General features: G+C 47.1%; 11 protein-coding genes. 3 read left to right on the plus strand and 8 right to left on the minus strand.

Translation table 11 applies throughout. From position 1 onward, the window contains the following. Positions 1-40: 40 nt before the first annotated feature. Positions 41-1168 carry a glycoside hydrolase family 88/105 protein gene (locus MKX46_RS14435; RefSeq protein ID WP_341071389.1) on the plus strand — a complete coding sequence of 376 codons (1128 nt, stop codon included), beginning with the start codon at positions 41-43 and terminating at the stop codon, positions 1166-1168. A gap of 74 nt (positions 1169-1242) precedes the next feature. Here the strand turns inward: MKX46_RS14435 and MKX46_RS14440 are convergent, their stop codons facing one another. The 4 genes from MKX46_RS14440 to MKX46_RS14455 all read right to left on the minus strand — a co-directional run bounded on the left by MKX46_RS14440 (position 1243) and on the right by MKX46_RS14455 (position 8686). Further along, positions 1243-2190, minus strand: coding sequence for a polysaccharide deacetylase family protein (locus tag MKX46_RS14440; protein WP_341071390.1), 948 nt, complete (start codon positions 2188-2190; stop codon positions 1243-1245). 196 nt (positions 2191-2386) lie between these two features. Beyond that, a complete protein-coding gene (locus MKX46_RS14445) occupies positions 2387-4453 on the minus strand; it encodes an acyltransferase family protein (RefSeq protein WP_341071392.1) in 2067 nt (688 codons plus the stop codon). 168 nt (positions 4454-4621) lie between these two features. Next, a complete protein-coding gene (locus MKX46_RS14450; protein ID WP_013312591.1) occupies positions 4622-5971 on the minus strand; it encodes a sodium-dependent transporter in 1350 nt (449 codons plus the stop codon). A gap of 162 nt (positions 5972-6133) precedes the next feature. Continuing rightward, on the minus strand, positions 6134-8686 hold the full coding sequence (locus MKX46_RS14455) for a DUF2339 domain-containing protein (RefSeq protein WP_341071393.1): 2553 nt from the start codon (positions 8684-8686) through the stop codon (positions 6134-6136). A 523-nt stretch (positions 8687-9209) separates the two neighbouring features. Here MKX46_RS14455 and serS point away from each other — a divergent pair. After that, positions 9210-10499, plus strand: coding sequence for a serine--tRNA ligase (serS, locus tag MKX46_RS14460; protein WP_069012253.1), 1290 nt, complete (start codon positions 9210-9212; stop codon positions 10497-10499). A gap of 110 nt (positions 10500-10609) precedes the next feature. On the opposite strand, the gene hmpA is transcribed toward serS, so the two are convergent. Continuing rightward, the gene (gene hmpA / locus MKX46_RS14465; RefSeq protein WP_069012254.1) at positions 10610-11839 is read right to left on the minus strand and encodes an NO-inducible flavohemoprotein; all 1230 of its coding nucleotides are present in this window, start codon (positions 11837-11839) and stop codon (positions 10610-10612) included. A gap of 344 nt (positions 11840-12183) precedes the next feature. Between hmpA and MKX46_RS14470 the strand changes: the two genes are divergently transcribed. Then, the gene (locus MKX46_RS14470) at positions 12184-13725 is read left to right on the plus strand and encodes a family 43 glycosylhydrolase (protein ID WP_341071394.1); all 1542 of its coding nucleotides are present in this window, start codon (positions 12184-12186) and stop codon (positions 13723-13725) included. 94 nt (positions 13726-13819) lie between these two features. On the opposite strand, the gene MKX46_RS14475 is transcribed toward MKX46_RS14470, so the two are convergent. The 3 genes from MKX46_RS14475 to celB all read right to left on the minus strand — a co-directional run bounded on the left by MKX46_RS14475 (position 13820) and on the right by celB (position 17548). After that, positions 13820-14530, minus strand: coding sequence for a GntR family transcriptional regulator (locus MKX46_RS14475; RefSeq protein WP_029518770.1), 711 nt, complete (start codon positions 14528-14530; stop codon positions 13820-13822). A gap of 207 nt (positions 14531-14737) precedes the next feature. Next, positions 14738-16147 (minus strand): glycoside hydrolase family 1 protein, encoded by a 1410-nt coding sequence (locus tag MKX46_RS14480; protein WP_341071908.1) that lies wholly within the window; start codon positions 16145-16147, stop codon positions 14738-14740. 72 nt (positions 16148-16219) lie between these two features. After that, the gene (gene celB, locus MKX46_RS14485; RefSeq protein WP_029518772.1) at positions 16220-17548 is read right to left on the minus strand and encodes a PTS cellobiose transporter subunit IIC; all 1329 of its coding nucleotides are present in this window, start codon (positions 17546-17548) and stop codon (positions 16220-16222) included. Between the last annotated feature and the right edge of the window lie 57 nt (positions 17549-17605).

Consider the following 17605-nt stretch of genomic DNA (forward strand, 5'->3'; position numbering starts at 1 on the left):
CAATTACAGATTAATCATTTACTAAAGAGGTGACTGTATCATGGCAAATCCAACATCACAACCAACCACCAGTCCTACAAAAACAGATTCTTGGGCTGTACGTATGAGCGATTCCGTTCTACAACGGAGCCCGGAATTTTACGAAAAATGGGAATATGACCATGGCGTGATTTACAGAGGTCTGGAATGGGTTGGCGAACTGACAGGCGATCCCAAGTACATGGAATTTATAAAAAAACATATGGATCATTTTGTTGACGATAATGGCGTAATTCAGCGCTATAAAGTAGATGAGTACAATATTGACCACGTGAATAACGGCAAGCTGCTCTTCTCTCTGTATCGTGCCACAGGAGATGAACGATACAAAAAGGCAGCCTACCAATTACGCAGTCAGTTGGAAAAACACCCACGCACAAGCGAGGGCGCATTCTGGCATAAGCAAATTTATCCGTATCAAATTTGGCTCGACGGCTTGTACATGGGTGCCCCGTTCTACGCTGAATTTATCCGCGAATTCGGAGATCCGTCAGAGTTTGACGATGTGACCCTACAATTCAAGCTTTGCTACAAGCATACGCGTGATCCTGAAACGGGTCTGCTCTACCATGCTTGGGATGAGAAGGGTGAGCAGCATTGGTGCAACCCGGAAACAGGCTGTTCCAAAAATTTCTGGGGACGCTCGATGGGTTGGTTCGTTATGGCACTCGTTGACGTGCTGGACTATATTCCAGAGGATCATGCAGACCGTCCTGTCCTGATCGATATGCTGACGGAAACACTGGAAGCCCTGCTGAAAGTGCGTGATAAAGAAAGTGGAGTCTTTTATCAAGTGCTCAACCTGGGCCATGTGAAAGGCAACTATCTGGAGGCCTCTGCTTCCTGCATGATTCTTTATGCTATTGCCAAGGGCGTTCGCAAAGGCTATCTGCCAGGGCAATATCGTCAAGAGGCAGAAATCATCCGTAAGGGAATTATCAATGAATTTATCACGATTACTGAAGAAGGACTCGTGAATCTGAACAAAACGGTGCAAGTAAGCGGTTTGGGTGGTAAAGATCGTCGGGACGGTACCTTCGCTTACTATATCAGTGAGCCGATTATAACTAACGATCCCAAAGGTATTGGCGCTTTCATTCAGGCGATGGGTGAAGCGGAGCGCATCTAAACGATGCGGACTATATACTCTTAGATAGCACAAAGGACGGTGGCGATCAGCCCCGTCCTTTTCTCCTATATATCCTACTTCATAACCTTAAATTCATATCCCTGTTTCTTCAGGTATTCTATAATTTGCGGCAATGCTTTTGCTGTTTCTTCTTTACCATAGGTGTCATGCATGAGTATGATTGCTTTTTCTCGACCTTTGACTGACCTTATAAACTGGTTGATTAGTGCCGGTGCTTTCTTGGATCTTCCCTCTGCATCCTTCGTTAATACATTCCAGTCCACCTGATGGTAATCCTTTTGAATTAAAACCTTATCCAGAGCAGCCATTCCCTGTGGATCTCTTCTGTTCCATGTCATGTGCCCCCCAGGGAAGCGGATCATTCTGGTGGAGAATTCTGGCCCCAGAATACTTTTTAGAACCTGATTGTTCTTCTCGATCTCCTGCATAACATGATCCGTACTTACTCGTCTGTTCGGATATAAATATTTATAATTATGTGAGTACGTATGGTTTCCTATCGCGTGACCCTCTTTGACAATTCTTTTGATAAGATTCCTGGTATGCTCATTTTCATTGGCTTCTTTACCTACAATAAAAAAAGTTGCCTTGACCTTCTGCTTTTTCAGAATATCTAATATCTGAGGTGTGACCGTCACGGATGGTCCGTCATCAAAGGATAAGTAGGCCACTTTTTTACCATCAGCTCCATCGGGCATTTGTCCTAGCATTTGCTGATTTAAATATTTTTCAACAAAGGCACCGTCTTCTACATCGGGATCATTTTTTGGAGAGGCCGCTTTACCCTTTGCCCCTGCGCTGGATTTAACGTTTGATGATCCGGAATCCGTTTTTTTAGCAAGCTCCTGGGTCGGCGCGTGTGGCTTACTATCCGAAACCTTTATCGCAATGAAAGTAATGCAGCCTGCCACAAATAATATAATAGCAATCAGTATCAGCCTTCTTCTGTTCCTCTTCAAGCGGTGCTCACTCGTTCTACTATGTGAATAGCCCTTTTCCATTAGCTTATGTACCTCCACACTAAAATAAGAAAAACCACCGGATCAGGGTGGATGTACACACCTTAGAATGGACATTGGAAAAACCCTTAGGTTTAAGCCGGTGAAAATTTAGGGATGCACTTCAACCAGAGGACAACCTACTCCCGGTGGCTTTCTTGTCTTGCATTTGCATAATTACGAGTATCATTGCAGTTTATTACGATTGTTTCGTTAGGACCTGAGCTAACAAGGACGCATAAGCTTTAGCACCTTTAGGTTTTAAATGTACTCCGTCATGCTCGAAATATGAATTTTTACCAGAGCTTGCTGCATACCAGTCAATCATTGTAATTCGTGGGTCTTGGGATGCAGCTTCGGCAAGATGCTTGTTCACAATACTCTCCCATGGCCGAGGCACACGGGTATTCACGAGTATAATACGCTTCGTATCCTTCAGACTGGCGAGCAAATTCGCCAACTGATCTTTGGTGAAAGCACCATTCGTGCCCAGCTCAATGATAACTGTCTTACCTAGCTGTCCGTTCTGTCTTAGCTGCTCCAGTACGGCAGGTGCCTCCGCCATCTGACGGCCGATCCGCCCATCTACAACAGCCCCCGGGAAGGATTCCTGAAGGTACGACTGTACATCCAACATGACAGAGTCTCCAATGGCGGTCACACTCGACCCATCACCTGTCATAGGCGTATCTTCTTTGGGTTTGTCCGAAGGTTCCGACGGTTTCGTAACATCATCCGTAGTACCAGCCTGGACCGCCGTGTTTTTAGGCGTCTGGGCTTGAGACGGGGCTGGGGTCTGCGCCTTGCTGCCCCCGGACCCTTGCAGCTTGGTGGCTTGGGGCTCCTTGGAAGCCACGGATACCGTTCCGTGAAGTGGCGGCATCGCCTTTGCCTTTGCGACTGGCTTCTCATCACTTGATGCCGCCTGAATCGTTGCATCAGGAGAAGCCACGTACAGGTGGACGGTACCCATGAGAATACCTGCAAAAAGCACAGCCGCTGTAGTTGTAGGCATCCATCTCCACCGCGCCTGTCTACGAACCGCTGAACGGATTTCTGTAATCCAGTGGCGGAATCCTCCATGGCGAATTGGCTCCTCGATATATTTAAACGAGAGAGACGCCAGCAATACGGTAGCTAGCAATTGTAAAATGATACGCGTCACATGTACGCCATCGGTATCTACTTGAGGCGTCGTTAGCGTAATAACCGGAAAATGCCACAGATACAGACCGTAGGAACGGGCTCCAATCCAGCGTAGCGGCTTGATTCCAAGGAGACGACCAAGGTGGCTTACCGGATGAGCCAACGCTGCGACCACAATAGCAGTGACCAAGGCTATGCCCAGCAGGCCGCCCCGGTACAGAGATGGGTCGTATTCATTCGAGGCCCACGCCCAGTGACAAAGCAGTAGCAAGCTTATCGCACCGATGCTGTCCAGAAGCATACGCGCCTTAGCAGAAGCTTGCTCTTTCAGCTTGCCGCTTGGCCACACCAAGGCCAGCGCTGCACCAATTAGTAAAGCAAATCCACGCGTATCCGTGCCGTAATACACCCGGCTCGGGTCGCTTCCCGGTACGTAAATCACGGCCATCAGGAGCGCAGATATTAACGCCAGACAAGTCACCCAGCCTGCGAGCACAATACGCTTGGGCATGAATTTTAGCCCGAGCGCCAGCAGTAAAGGCCACAGGATATAAAACTGCTCCTCCACCGCCAGTGACCACAGATGCCCAAGCGGAGAAGGGGGGCCGAAACTTTCAAAATACGAAACCTGATGGAAAATAAACCACCAATTACTCATATACACCAATGCTGCAGGAACATCTCCGCGCAAGGCCGTTAGCCGTGACGGATCGAAGAGCAACGAGCACAGGACGATGACAGCCACAACCGTCAACATGGCAGGCAGCAACCTTCTGGCACGACGCAGCCAGAAATCTTTCATTTTAAAACTATGATATGTATCCCACTGACTAACCAAAATATCTGTAATCAGATACCCCGACAACGTAAAAAACACGCCTACACCCAACAAACCACCCGGCAACCAATCCGGATTCAGATGATACACAATGACTGCGATGACCGCCAGCGCTCTTAAACCATCCAAACCTGGCATATAACGACGTTGTGACGACAACCGATTAGACTTCATTTCAGCCGCCGTCCTTCTTGCAAATTCAAGCTCCCTGTCTGTTTCAATGCTCTTCTGCCCTTTCCCTCTCCTGCACATCGTCTGTGCGATGCCTTGTAGCCTTTTCATTCATTATATAAAACTTCATAATCGTAATGATTTCATTGAAGTTAAAATTAATGACAATGTTTTTATTATATCATTCCTTTCCACAGTTAGGTAACCACTGATAGATATACAAAAAAAGGCATCTCTTCCCTTAGGAAGAAAATGCCTCTTTATTCGGATTCTATTCTCTTAAAATTTGATGATACCTGAGGTATGAAGGAAGACCAACAACATCAGGATCGGTGCAACATACCGAAGACCGAATAACCAAACATTGAACCAGAAGGGTTTGATGTTCGCATGCTCAGCCGCAGTCTTCCAGTAGTAACCTGTGAATATAACAATCAACAAACCGCCTAACGGTAAGAAGATGTTGGACGCGGTGAAATCTACGAAATCAAAGAATGATTTATCCCCCACTTTTAACTCTGGCACCAGCCCCATGGACAATGCAGAAGGGACGCCCAGCATCAAGCACAGGACCGATACGACGATAACGGAGCGAACCCGGCTCCAACGCATACGCTCCATGACATAGGCTACTGGAACTTCCAGCAAGGATACCATAGAACCTAACGCAGCAACCGCCAGCAGTACGAAGAACAAACCGCCGAAGAATGCACCAAAAGGCATTGCCGAGAATGCAGCCGGTAAAGCAATGAAAACCAGCGATGGTCCTTGAGCTGGATTAATTCCGAAGGAGAAGGTTGTAGGGAAAATAATCATACCTGCGATAAACGCATAGATTAAATCTCCACCACCAACGGCCAGCATGGCTCCACCCAGGGATTGACGGCGATCCACATATGCACCGTACGTGATCATAATCCCCATCCCCAGTGAGAGTGAGAAGAAGGCATGTCCCAAAGCAACCAATGCAGACTCTATACTTAGCTTAGAGAAGTCAGGATTCAGAAAGAAGGATACGCCCGCACCAGAGCCTGGCAGCATAAGAGCGTTAATCATCAACACGAGCAGCAGGATGACCTTGGCAGGAATCAAAATTTTATTAAACTTTTCAATCCCGTTCGATACCCCAAGCGTAACCACGACTGCTGTAAATGCAAAAACAACTAACAGCCAAACCAACGGCGCATAGCCGGAGGAAAAAGAAGCGAACTGTCCAGCAAAATCATTATTTGAAAACAGATTTCCGCTAAATGCCTCTACGGCATAATGCAGTGTCCAGCCTCCTACAATGGCATAGAACGACAAGATAACAAACGGCACGATAACAAACATGATGCTCATCTTGCCCCAAATCGGATGACCGCCTACTTTTACCATTGCAGAAGCAGCACTTCCTCGACCTGCACGACCAAGCGCAAGCTCTGCTAAAAGTACAGGCAAACCAACAAGCAACAGGCAGACAATAAACAATAAGAAAAATGCAGCTCCGCCATATTGTCCTGTAATATACGGAAATTTCCAAATATTACCTAGTCCTGCCGCACTTCCGATCGCCGCCAATATAAATCCAGCTGACGAGAAGCGTTCATTTTTATCAGACAGGCTATTCTGCCCCTTGCTCAAATTCATTATATCCCCCTCATTCTCTCTACTTACGCATAAACATGAGCATGCGTACATAAATAATTTTTACTCATTATAGCGTAAGTAGGATGTAAGGTCATGCATAATTTTTCACTATTACCGGATTTATTTTCATAATGTTCGGTATCTACAAAATACAACAGAAAACTACATATTTTCTTCAACATCCTTCTTTATTATGGTCTCTCCCATGCGATTAGATACTTTTTGATAAATATACGAAATCGCCAACAGTACAACACCAAAAGAGAAGTAGGCTACAATCGTGCTTCCTGTCGTTAATAGATGCAGATCATACAACAGCAGCTTACCTGTCGACAGCAAGGTCAAGCCCAATCCAAATCTGCGAATGTAGACCACTCGCTTGAGGAAGCCGTATACAATATACAAAATGGCCAGCAGTAAATACACCAGACTGAACACAAGACCAGCATCCCCCAGGCGGAACTGAACTCCGAGGAAGGCGGTTATGATGCCCAGCAAATATACACCCATAATGACCGGATACAGCTCATTACTTCTATAATGTCGGATCATCAGTGCGTTCAGGAAATCCCTACTGCTGAAGAATACCAGCACATTAAAGGCTGCAAGTACCACCAACGCCACATAATCAGCAGCCGTATTTTGCGCATAATTTTCATGCAAAGTTGGAATCGCTACGGTGGCCACCAGTGCCAGCGCATAGCCTATGACGTACAACGCCAAGCTGTAGTATTTAATCACCCGATCGTACAGCAGCTTCACTTTAGGCAGGAAATAAGCCAACACCAGCGATACGCAGGTGTACAACAATACTTTGTACAAGGTGTAATGGGCAAACTCGTCGGATACAACGATGTTATACCAATGCCCGGCTTCATACAAAAGGTAGAAATACACGTTCACCAAAGCTACATATTTAAATCCTTGCATGATATGCATTTCGTACAACCGATTGTTTTTGAAAGCATTCGGACGGCTGAATTCAATCGCATAGAAGACGGTAACGACCAACATTCCCAGTGTAATGAGCGTATATTTGAGTCCAAAATAATCCGTCTCAAATCCTGACAACAGATATATAGGGAAATCGACGAAAAAGAATGCGCCCAGACACAGTAATAAAATGCCCCAGCCAGCTCGTTCCAATTCCTTCAACCGGTAACGGTGGCCATATAATGTAAGAAGAACCGCTTCAATCAACCACCCCATGGATAACCATCTAACTCCAAACTGGAACGGAATCATAAGGATGGCAAAGGTCAACGAAGTCGCATAAAATAATATTTTGGTTTGTTTCTCCTCTGGAATATATCGACGGACCCATTGTCCCAGACCCCCGTACACCAAGCAAAAGACGAGAGCCAACAAGCCTTTATAATCATCCAGGCCTGCATCACCGAACAGAGAATACAGAACGGAACAGCTCACGACTGTATTCAGAGCCAATAGGGAGAAATCCAGCCATGACAGTTTTGTTTTTAAACGGAACGGCACCCACAGTGTCATCCCGAGGTACATCGCAAATGTAATGACTGCATACAGCATGCTCGCTACGGCGCTTTCCGATAACCACGCCAGCACAATCATCAAGGGCGTATTAAGCAAAAAGCTGATATATTGCACGACGACCCACCGTTTGCGGAAGGATACAAGCAGAATCAGCAAGTTTAACAGGAACAAATAGCCCATGGCGATATACACGGCGTTCCCTTCCAGCCCGTTCGCTGCCATATAGGAAAAGAGCGGAAGATATCCCCCTACTAAACCAAAAGAGCATATCGTTCGGGATTCATACCTTAATGACAGTAGCACAGCGGTCACTGTAACGAGTACGGACAAGCCTATGCCTGTATACATTCCTATGATTTCTAACAAAAAGTAGCTGTAAAAAATCGATCCGTACAGTACAGAAATACCGCCGCCCAAAATACCGAGCGCAAAGGTCTGCTTCTGCTTGCGGTACAGCCATTCGCCGCCGCCCAGCATCAGCGCTCCTAGCAGAAAGAAGGCAACGCCCTTCATATTTCCTGTAAACCAGTTCGAGTATGAGTATTTAAATGCGGCTCCTACACCCAATATAATGAGCAAAATCCCCAGCTTGTTGATCCAGTTCAAGCCTAACTTCATTTCAAACTGATTTTGCTTCATGCGCTTCTGCATCGTTTCTTCGCTGATCTCTTCTTCTCCGAACTGCTGGAACTCGCTTGCCGTCTGATGAAGCAATTTGCGCTCGGCCTCCTGAAACCGCCTGCGTTGCTCCATGATTCGGTCTCGTATCTCCTCTGAGAACAGTCGTAATCGGGCGACGATCTCGTCCTGATCTTCTTTAAGCTCATGCGTAGTTTGCTGAATAAGCTGGTCCACTCGGTTTTTAGCCCCATATTCAAAGGATGTCAGCCGATTTTCCCCTTCTGTGGTTCTGGAAGCAAAATAGGTCTCCAGCTTTTCACGCGAAATGCGAATCATATTCGCCTTTTCGCTCAGCATTTGCTCCGTCAGCGCAGTGCGCAATTTTCCATTTTCCTGCTCAATATGTCGTACTCGCTCTTCCAAGTGAATGCAGCGAGCCTGATAATCCTCGAACTTTTTTCGCAGAACCTCATTCTCCAAAATGATATCTGAGGCTTCATAGTCTGCGATTAATGTTTGATACTCCTTGAGCAGCTTGTTCTGTTCTTGGCGGATCGTATGTAAACGATCTTTAAAATCCTCCATGTTCTCCTCCATCGCTGTCCATTTTGGTAATCATTACATTTTACATGAAATTAAAAAGGCATTATAGAGACTATAGCCTATTTTGAGCGTTAAATTGGTGCTTTTACTTAAATTTTCTTCCAGTTTCATCATCACAAAAAAAGCAGGACGAATATACATAAGAAATAAAGCCTACCTTTTCCCTTCGCAAACATGAAACCCGCATGGATGTGTTGCAGAGTCATGCCCTTGATTACCCTGCCGAAAATCAGTATACTAACAAAAAAGCAAACGATATTATGCCTGTGAAGAGCATCCAACTCGGAGGCGTTTACGCCAAGGACCATACGTTAGCGTAGGATATGGCGATATGTACCTAAGTAAACCGGACCCGCCCGTTACAGCGGAGCAAAGTGGATTGGAGAGTCATGACATCTGTCATGCTGTCCGGTCAATTTGGGTGGCACCGCGAGATCAAAGCGCTCCTCGTCCCTTATGGATGAGGGCGCTTTTTGTATTTTTATCCGAAAAGGAGTGCGGTGTCATGTTGGATATCAAATGGATCAGAGAGCATCAAGAACAGGTTCAGACGGCAGCAGACGGCAAAGGAATACAAGTATCGGTCGCAGAGCTGTTGACTCTGGATGAGCGGAGAAAACAGCTGCTTCAGGAAGTGGAACAGCTTCGGCAGAAGCGAAATCAGTGTAGTCAGGATATTGGTGCGCTAATCCATGCTGGTAAGAGTGAGCAGGCCGAAGGAGCAAAGCATCAGGTCAAAGAAATTAACGGACAGCTAGATCTTCTGGAGGCCCCGCAACAGGAAGTAGAAGAACAGTTTCAACAGCTTTTGCTTCTGATGCCTAATATCGTATCGCCAGATACACCACGGGGGAGATCAGATGAGGATAATGTAGAGCTGGAGAGGGTTGGAACGGTTCCGAACTTCGGATTTGAGCCAAAGGATCATATGGCGCTTGGTGAGCTTCACAAGCTTATCGATGTCCCTCGGGGTGTCAAAACAGCCGGTACCCGTAACTACTATCTGACGGGAGCAGGGGTTGCATTGCATCGGGCTGTGCAGCAGCTTGCGGTGGATCTGCTGACTGAACGCGGATTTCAGTTGCTGGATGTTCCGCTGATGGTACGTGCAGAGGCGATGCGCAGCACTGGTTTCTTCCCGCTCGGACTGGATCAGACGTATCGCATCACAGGAGAGGATCAGTGGCTTGTAGGCACTTCGGAAGTGCCGCTGGTCTCGTATTACAGCGGTGAGATCGTGGATGTTACGGACCCGATTCGGCTGGCAGCCGTGTCCGTATGCTTCCGCAATGAGGTCGGCTCGGCCGGAAGAGATGTGCACGGACTGTATCGTGTGCACCAGTTTGCCAAGGTCGAGCAGGTCATCATCTGTGAAGCCAGCCTGGACGCTTCAGAGCAGATGTTTCAGGAGATTACGCGCAATGCGGAGGACCTGCTTCAACTGCTGGAACTGCCCTACCGTAAGATGGCTGTCTGTACAGGCGACATGGCGCAAAAAACCTACAAGCAGGTGGACATTGAGACATGGATGCCTAGCCGTCAAGCTTACGGCGAGACACATTCGTCGTCGCAACTGCTTGATTTTCAGGCGCGTCGTTCCAACATCCGCTACCGTAATGCGGACGGCAAGCTGCGATATTGTTACACGCTCAACAACACAGCGGTTGCTTCGCCCCGGATTTTGATTCCGTTGCTGGAGCATCACCAGCAAGAGGACGGTTCGATCCGTATTCCGGAGGCTTTACGTCCATATATGCCGCGAGGTATGGAATTTTTGCGTACTCCCTTGTTATGAAAACAGGAGTGCACTTTGAAAAGTAGTACCCCATGAGCAGGATTTCCCATTGTATCATCGCAAAAAAGACGAAGGACAAATATCCTTCGTCTTTTTGATGTTTCATTGTGTCATTGTGCTTCTGCTTCCCAAGCGCTGGCAGGGCCAAAGAATTCATAGTGGATATCCGAAGCAGGGATATTCCACTCCTTCAACAGGCCGTATACCGATTGCATGAATCCCTCAGGGCCGCAAAAGTAATATTGTGCGTTACGTTCCGGTATCACGGATTGCAACCAGGCCAGATCCAAACGACCTTCCTTGTGAAAAGCCTGTGCCAGCCGATCTTGCTCCGTTGGTCTGCTGTAACACCAACGAACTGCAGCCTGTGCATGTGTGGCGACCAGCTTTTCCACCTCATTGCGCAGAGCATGGTTATCTCCGTTGACTGCTGCGTGGACAAAGGTGACAGGCCGATGCGGAGCAGATTTCACCAAGGAAGCCAGCATACTGACCATTGGGGTTAGCCCGACCCCGCCGCTGATCAGCACGACAGGTCTGCGATCTGCCCGATCCAGCGTAAAATCACCCGCCGGTGCAGATACCTGAAGCACATCGCCCTCTTGTACCTGCTCATGCAGATATACGGATACTTTACCTGCCGGACGTGACTCTACGGCATCCTCGCGCTTTACAGATATCCGGTAGTGGGATTGGCCCGGTGCATCCGAAAGGCTGTATTGACGAATATGGGTATTATGTTCGCCCGGAATTTCCATTTTTAAGCTGATATATTGCCCAGGCTCGAATTCAGGCAGCACCTGTCCATCCTGCGGCACCAAATAAAAGGACGTAATTTGGTCGCTTTCCTTAACCTTTTTCTGCACAACAAAGCTCTTAAAGTCTGACCAGCCTCCCTGCTGCTGTCCAGCCTCCTTGTACATTTCAGCTTCCATGTCTATAAATACATTAGCGATCACACCATAGGCCTCAGCCCATGCGGCAATGATCTCGTCTGTAGCCGCATCTCCCAGTACGTCTTTGATCGCAGCGAGCAGATATTTTCCGACAATTGGATAATGCTCGGGCTTAATTCCCAAACTGCGATGCTTATGTGCAATCTGACGTACCACCGGAATAATTTCCTCCAGACGGTCAATGTGCTGTGCAGCTGCGTATACAGCATTGGCCAGCGCCCCTTGTTGACGTCCTTGCTTCTGATTCGCGTGATTGAATATATTGAGAAGCTCGGGATGGGCCTCAAACATCATCTGGTAAAAACGCTTGGTGATTGTAGTTCCATGTACCTCCAAAACAGGTACAGTCGATTTGATCGTTGCAATGGTTTGCTCACTTAGCATCTTTGTATCCCTCTTCTCTCCAAAATAAGATCAACAAAGGGTGTATCAACATATGCCCCATTTGTTAATCCTCAATTTAAAGCAAGTATACCCAACTAAAGTAACCGTTTATGTGATTCTAGTCACTTTAAATTTGAATTATTCGAACATGTCAATGACAAAACGCACATTTAAAAACAATTCCGATATAACGAACGCACTTTCCCCTAACAACAGTTTCACCATTCTAAAGACTTCAATTTATTCCACTTGTAAACGCTTCCAATTGGGATAAAATCGAAGATGAGGTGCCGGACAAGCCGTTACGGCCCATCCTATTCGTGTTAAAGGAGGCAGATGATATCGTGAAGTGGATCCACAGCAGCAAATGGTTAGCCGCATGGATTTGTATCCTGTTCGCAGTGTCCAGTGCGGGTCTTCAACCCGACGTAGCCCATGCCCATACAACAGGAGTTACGCAAGCAACCTACGGGACCGAAGTGAACCAGGCGCTGAATGGTTTGGACGTCGCCAATGCCGAACTATCCCTGAGCGCAACAGCAAGCACGGCCATTACGAACGGAACGGATTGGAAAGACACCGCAGGTAACCCCATTCAGGCGAACAGCGGTAATATCCTAAAAGTAGGTTCCACTTATTATTGGTACGGCGAGCACGCCGAAAACTGGAAATTTGAAAAAGTGAACGTGTATACCTCAACCGATCTGAAAAATTGGTCCTTCCGCAGCACTATTCTCACCAAAGGTTCCGCCCCTGAGCTAAATTCGAGCAAAATCGAACGTCCCAAAGTCATCTACAACAAAACCACCGGAAAATATGTATTATGGGCGCACTATGAAAATGGCACGGACTACTCCCTAGGTCGTGTAGCCGTCGCTACCAGCGATACACCCGACGGAAATTTTGCCTACCAAGGCAGCTTTCGCCCGCTGAATTACGAATCTCGTGATATGACGGTGTTCACGGATACTGACGGTAGCGGCTACCTTATTACAGCTTCCCGTAAAAATGGCGGCGCCAACGATACGATGGCGATCTTCAAGCTGACAGCTGATTATACGGGCGTGCAGTCGTTTGTTGGCTGGATTTTTGAAAATGGCTATCGCGAAGCTCCTGCTGTTGTGAAAAAGAACAACACCTACTACCTGTTCACCTCGCAGGCATCCGGCTGGTATCCGAATCAGGGCGCTTACGCAACCGCCAGTTCCATGACGGGAAGCTGGTCTGCTCTATCGCCCTTCGGTGATCCGGCGGCTTATGGATCGCAAATCCACTCCATCGCCACGATTACGGGTAGCGCGGGAACCAGCTACATCTATATGGGCGACCGCTGGAACCCGCTCAATCTGAGCGACCACAAATTCATCTGGTTGCCACTAACTCTGAATGACGCCAACAAAACAGCAACCCTGAACTGGTACAGTAGCTGGGATCTGGATGCTGCGACAGGCGCAGTAATTCTACCGTCCCTTGTGAATCATGCACAGGGCAAAACAGCGACTGCTAGCTCAGCCGCATCCGGTTCTCCAGCTTCACTGGCGAACGATGGCAACGCCCAAACCTCGTGGAAGGCTACTTCCGCATCCTGGCCTGCATGGTGGCAGGTCGATTTGGGCAGTTCCAAGACCATCCGCGAAGTGGGTATTTCATGGTTTATGTACAAAGGATCTGAAGCGTATTACAAATACAAAATTGAATACAGCATGGATGGAGTCAACTACTCCACGATTGATCGCACAGGTAATACCACATATGGTTTTACCAGTGACAAAGTCAATTTTCAAGCTCGCTACGTGCGAATCAACCTTGTAAATGCAGTGCTATTCAATAATCCGAACAACTGGTATACCCCGACAGTGCATGAAGTCAGATTGCTTGGCAATTAGCTTGCTTCATTAAAAAGAACATGACAGGAGAATCCCATATCAAATAGGCTTCTTCTGCCATGCTTGCTTTACCACCTGTTTCGTACTCATTCGCTCAACGTATCCGATTTACTGTGGTAAACACAAATTTATCATACCGATGCCGTGAGAATGAGTATTCAAACGGTATACCCGTATCCAGATAACCTACCTGCTCAATTTCTAAAACCGGATCATCCACACCACAGTCCAAATACTCCCAATCTAGCTCAGTCGACTTGGACGCGCGGATGGTACGATGTGAACTGACAATATTAAGGCCCAGCTCCTCCTTAATATGTTTGTACACTGAGCCGTGCAACACCTGCTCGGTAATACCGCTGATCAGCTTGGTAGGCATGTATGTGCGCTCTATCACATAGGGCTCGCCCTCTACAATACGCAGACGGACGACATGATACACAGGAGAATTGGCATCAATAAATAGATGCGCCGCTACCTCTTCAGATGGAAATTGAACGTCAAACGCTATGATTTTACTTTTGATTTCTTTCCCGCGCAGTACGTTTGTCAGCCCCAGCATTTCATTCACAACGACATTAACCGGGACATTGTAGACCGATTTGACGATAAAGGTTCCGTGTCCTCTTTTACGATTCAACAGCCCTTCCGACACCAACGTATCCAATGCCCGCTTAATCGTCATCCGACTTACCCGGAACTCACTGGCCAGTGAAATTTCATCGGGAATCGGATCATCACTGCTATAGGTCTTATCTATAATACGCTTCTTGACCTCTTGTGCAATCCGTTCGTATTTATTCATCTGTCTACCACCTGTACTAAAATTTGTTTTATGTCAGCATTTTACCAAAAAAATCGGTAGCGCTGGTTCTTTTGGTTCTGCAGGCGGGGACATCGAGGTATTACGGTATAAGTAAGTATACCGAACAATATACTTTCTCACCAGCAGTATACAGAGTAACTTGGCACGGTGATAAAAAAAAGGCAGTCCAGAGGACCACCCACCACCTTAGAATCCGTTATTTTCGATCACTTGTTTGAACCAGTGCCCACTCTGTTTAACGGATCTTTTGCCGCCGTCCTGAAGATCGACAGACACAAAACCATAGCGATTCTTATAAGCATTCGTCCAGGACCAGTTGTCCATAAACGTCCATAAGTGATAGCCTTTCACATTGGAGCCCTCCAAGATGGCCCGTTGAACCCATTTGAGATGCTCACGGATAAAATCAATGCGATAGTCATCATGGATCATGCCGTGCTCATCCCTGAATTTTTCCTCGCCTTGAACACCCATCCCATTTTCTGAAATGAAGCATTCAATGTTGCCGTAATTCAGTCTGACATTGGTCAGAATGTCGTAAATGCCCTTCTCATAAATCTCCCAGCCCCGCATCTCATTCATCTTACGGCCAGGCATAGCGTAATAATCGAAGAATCGTTCCGGCACAAAAGGCGCATCTGGATTCGGCAGACTTTCGCGAGCCTTGACTCTGCGAGGCTGATAATAGTTAATCCCCAGCAGGCCCACCGTGCCTTGACGTATAATCTCCCGGTCCCCGTCTTCCATCAGCGGTACAAAGCCCTCTTGGCGCAACAGTTCCACGAGCAAAGGGTTAAATTCTCCCGTCACAGATGGGTCTAAAAAGGAACGGTTAAAGAACGCATCGCATATTTCAGCAGCCTGCACGTCTGCCGGGTGCTGACTACGCGGATAGGTCGGCGTCAGGTTCAAAATAATTCCGATTTTGCCCTTGTAGCCTCCCTCTTTGTATGCCTTAATGGCACTCGCGCTCGATAACAGGGTATGGTATCCCACCTGTACAGCTTTACCGAAATCCACTTCATTCGGATAATGGAAATCGTACAGATAGCCGCCTTCCACTGGGACAATCGGCTCATTATGCGTAAACCATTTGGCCACACGATCTCCGAATAGCCCAAAGCAAGTGTTAGCGTAATCTACGTAAGCTTCGACCGTCTCCCGGTTCACCCATCCTCCTTTTTCCTGTAAAGCCATCGGCAAATCAAAATGATACAAACTCACAAATGGCTCAATCCCCGCCTGATGCAACTCTGCAATGACGGCATTATAGAAATCAACCGCCTTCTGGTTCATCGCACCCCTTCCCGCTGGAAACAGACGCGACCAGGAAATAGAGAACCGGAAGGAGTTGTGACCAAGCTCTTTCATGAGTGCAATATCTTCTTTGTAACGGGTATAGAAACGGGACGTTTCGCCAGGTCCAACCCCGTCATAAAAACGGTTCGGCTCCTGCTCAAACCAATAATCCCAAATGTTCGGTCCTTTGCCGTCTCCCTCCATGGTTCCTTCTGTCTGGGTAGCCGAGGCCGATGAGCCCCACCAGAAGTCGGATGGAAAACGGTATTGAATGGTTTGCTGCTCGTTATCTTTCATTTCGGTATGATTCACAGCTCTACTCCTCTCTCTTTTGCATGAATAAGCTGCTAATCCAGCAGCTTATTCACATTACATTCCAACAGTTTGATCCTTACCTGCAATGGCTGCTTGGTTAAGCTCCTCTTCCTGCTCTTTACGAACGTTCATCCGATCAATAAATTTCAGGAATGGGAACCAAATGACAAAAACGACAGCCATATTAAACAACTGCAGTACGCCTCCCATTAGAGATCCCGTAGCCATCATTCCACTAAAGAACAACGGCATCGTCCAAGGGACCTGTATTCCGTTAGGCGGTGGTACAAGCCCGGTGGACATCGCGAAGTAAGTAATCAGCGTAACGATCATTGGAGCAATGACCCATGGGACAAAAATAAGCGGATTCATCACAATCGGCAAACCGAAAATGACGGGTTCATTGACATTGAACAGACCTGGTCCAATGGCCAACTTACTGACCTGCTTCAATTGCTTGCTCTTCAGGAAGATCAGAATCGTGAGCACGACTGCCAGTGTCATACCTGTACCACCGATACCTACGGTATAAATATCCACAAACTGCTTGGTGATAATATGCGGCAGTTCCGCTCCTTTGGAGTATGCTTCATAGTTTTCAAGTGCCAGCGTATTCCAGATCGGCTCCATAACCGAGTTGATAATGATTTGACCATGAAGACCAAAGAACCATAAAAGCTGAACAAAGAAAATAGCAATCAATGTAGGGATAATGCCACTGCCCAAATGTACCAGCGGTGCCTGTACGGCATGATAAATCAGATCATGCAGGTTATTATGAAGGGTCAGTGTAACTACAACATTAATGATCAAAAATATGCCCAATGTAATACATGCCGGAAGCAAAGCGGCAAATGACTTGGCAACTGCCGGCGGAACGCCTGGAGGCATTTTGATAATAATGTTCCGCTGTGTCACTCTTCGGTAAATTTCACCAGCTATAAAAGCAACGATCATGCCAAGGAACATGCCTTTGGCCCCAATCCGATCCAACGGAATGACACCAGCAATCGTGGCACCGCTTTCTTGTGTCAGCACAAACGGGGTGAGCATCAAGAAGCTGACCAACGCGATCATGCCGCCGAATATGGGCTCGACCTTATAACTTCGGGATAAATAATAGCCGATCCCGACAACCACGAATAAGGTCATGATGTTCAGTGTGGCACTCGGCGCAATGTTCAGCAGACTGTTAAAAGTCGCATAATTGCCGTCGCCCATCCACCCTTTTAGAAACGGCAGATTGATAATAACGACGATGATGGAGCCAAAAACTGTTAATGGAAATGACAACATAAATGCATCACGTAGTACAGTAAGATAGCGGTTGTTGTTCAGTTTACCGGCAATAGGTATCAGTATCCGGCTTAATTTCTCAAACAAAGCCTATTCCTCCCCGCGAAGTGACTTGCATCAATAGGGTTGCAAGCTTTTTATGTC

This window comes from Paenibacillus sp. FSL P4-0113 (genome assembly GCF_038009305.1).
Classification (GTDB): Bacteria; Bacillota; Bacilli; order Paenibacillales; family Paenibacillaceae; genus Paenibacillus; species Paenibacillus polymyxa_D.

Excerpts from the sequence above, each read along its gene's own strand:
- MKX46_RS14435 (WP_341071389.1), top strand. The coding sequence starts at position 41 with ATGGCAAATCCAACATCACAACCAACCACCAGTCCTACAAAAACAGAT.
- MKX46_RS14440 (WP_341071390.1), bottom strand. The coding sequence starts at position 2,190 with ATGGAAAAGGGCTATTCACATAGTAGAACGAGTGAGCACCGCTTGAAG.
- MKX46_RS14445 (WP_341071392.1), bottom strand. The coding sequence starts at position 4,453 with ATGAAAAGGCTACAAGGCATCGCACAGACGATGTGCAGGAGAGGGAAA.
- MKX46_RS14450 (WP_013312591.1), bottom strand. The coding sequence starts at position 5,971 with ATGAATTTGAGCAAGGGGCAGAATAGCCTGTCTGATAAAAATGAACGC.
- MKX46_RS14455 (WP_341071393.1), bottom strand. The coding sequence starts at position 8,686 with ATGGAGGATTTTAAAGATCGTTTACATACGATCCGCCAAGAACAGAAC.
- serS (WP_069012253.1), top strand. The coding sequence starts at position 9,210 with ATGTTGGATATCAAATGGATCAGAGAGCATCAAGAACAGGTTCAGACG.
- hmpA (WP_069012254.1), bottom strand. The coding sequence starts at position 11,839 with ATGCTAAGTGAGCAAACCATTGCAACGATCAAATCGACTGTACCTGTT.
- MKX46_RS14475 (WP_029518770.1), bottom strand. The coding sequence starts at position 14,530 with ATGAATAAATACGAACGGATTGCACAAGAGGTCAAGAAGCGTATTATA.
- MKX46_RS14480 (WP_341071908.1), bottom strand. The coding sequence starts at position 16,147 with ATGAAAGATAACGAGCAGCAAACCATTCAATACCGTTTTCCATCCGAC.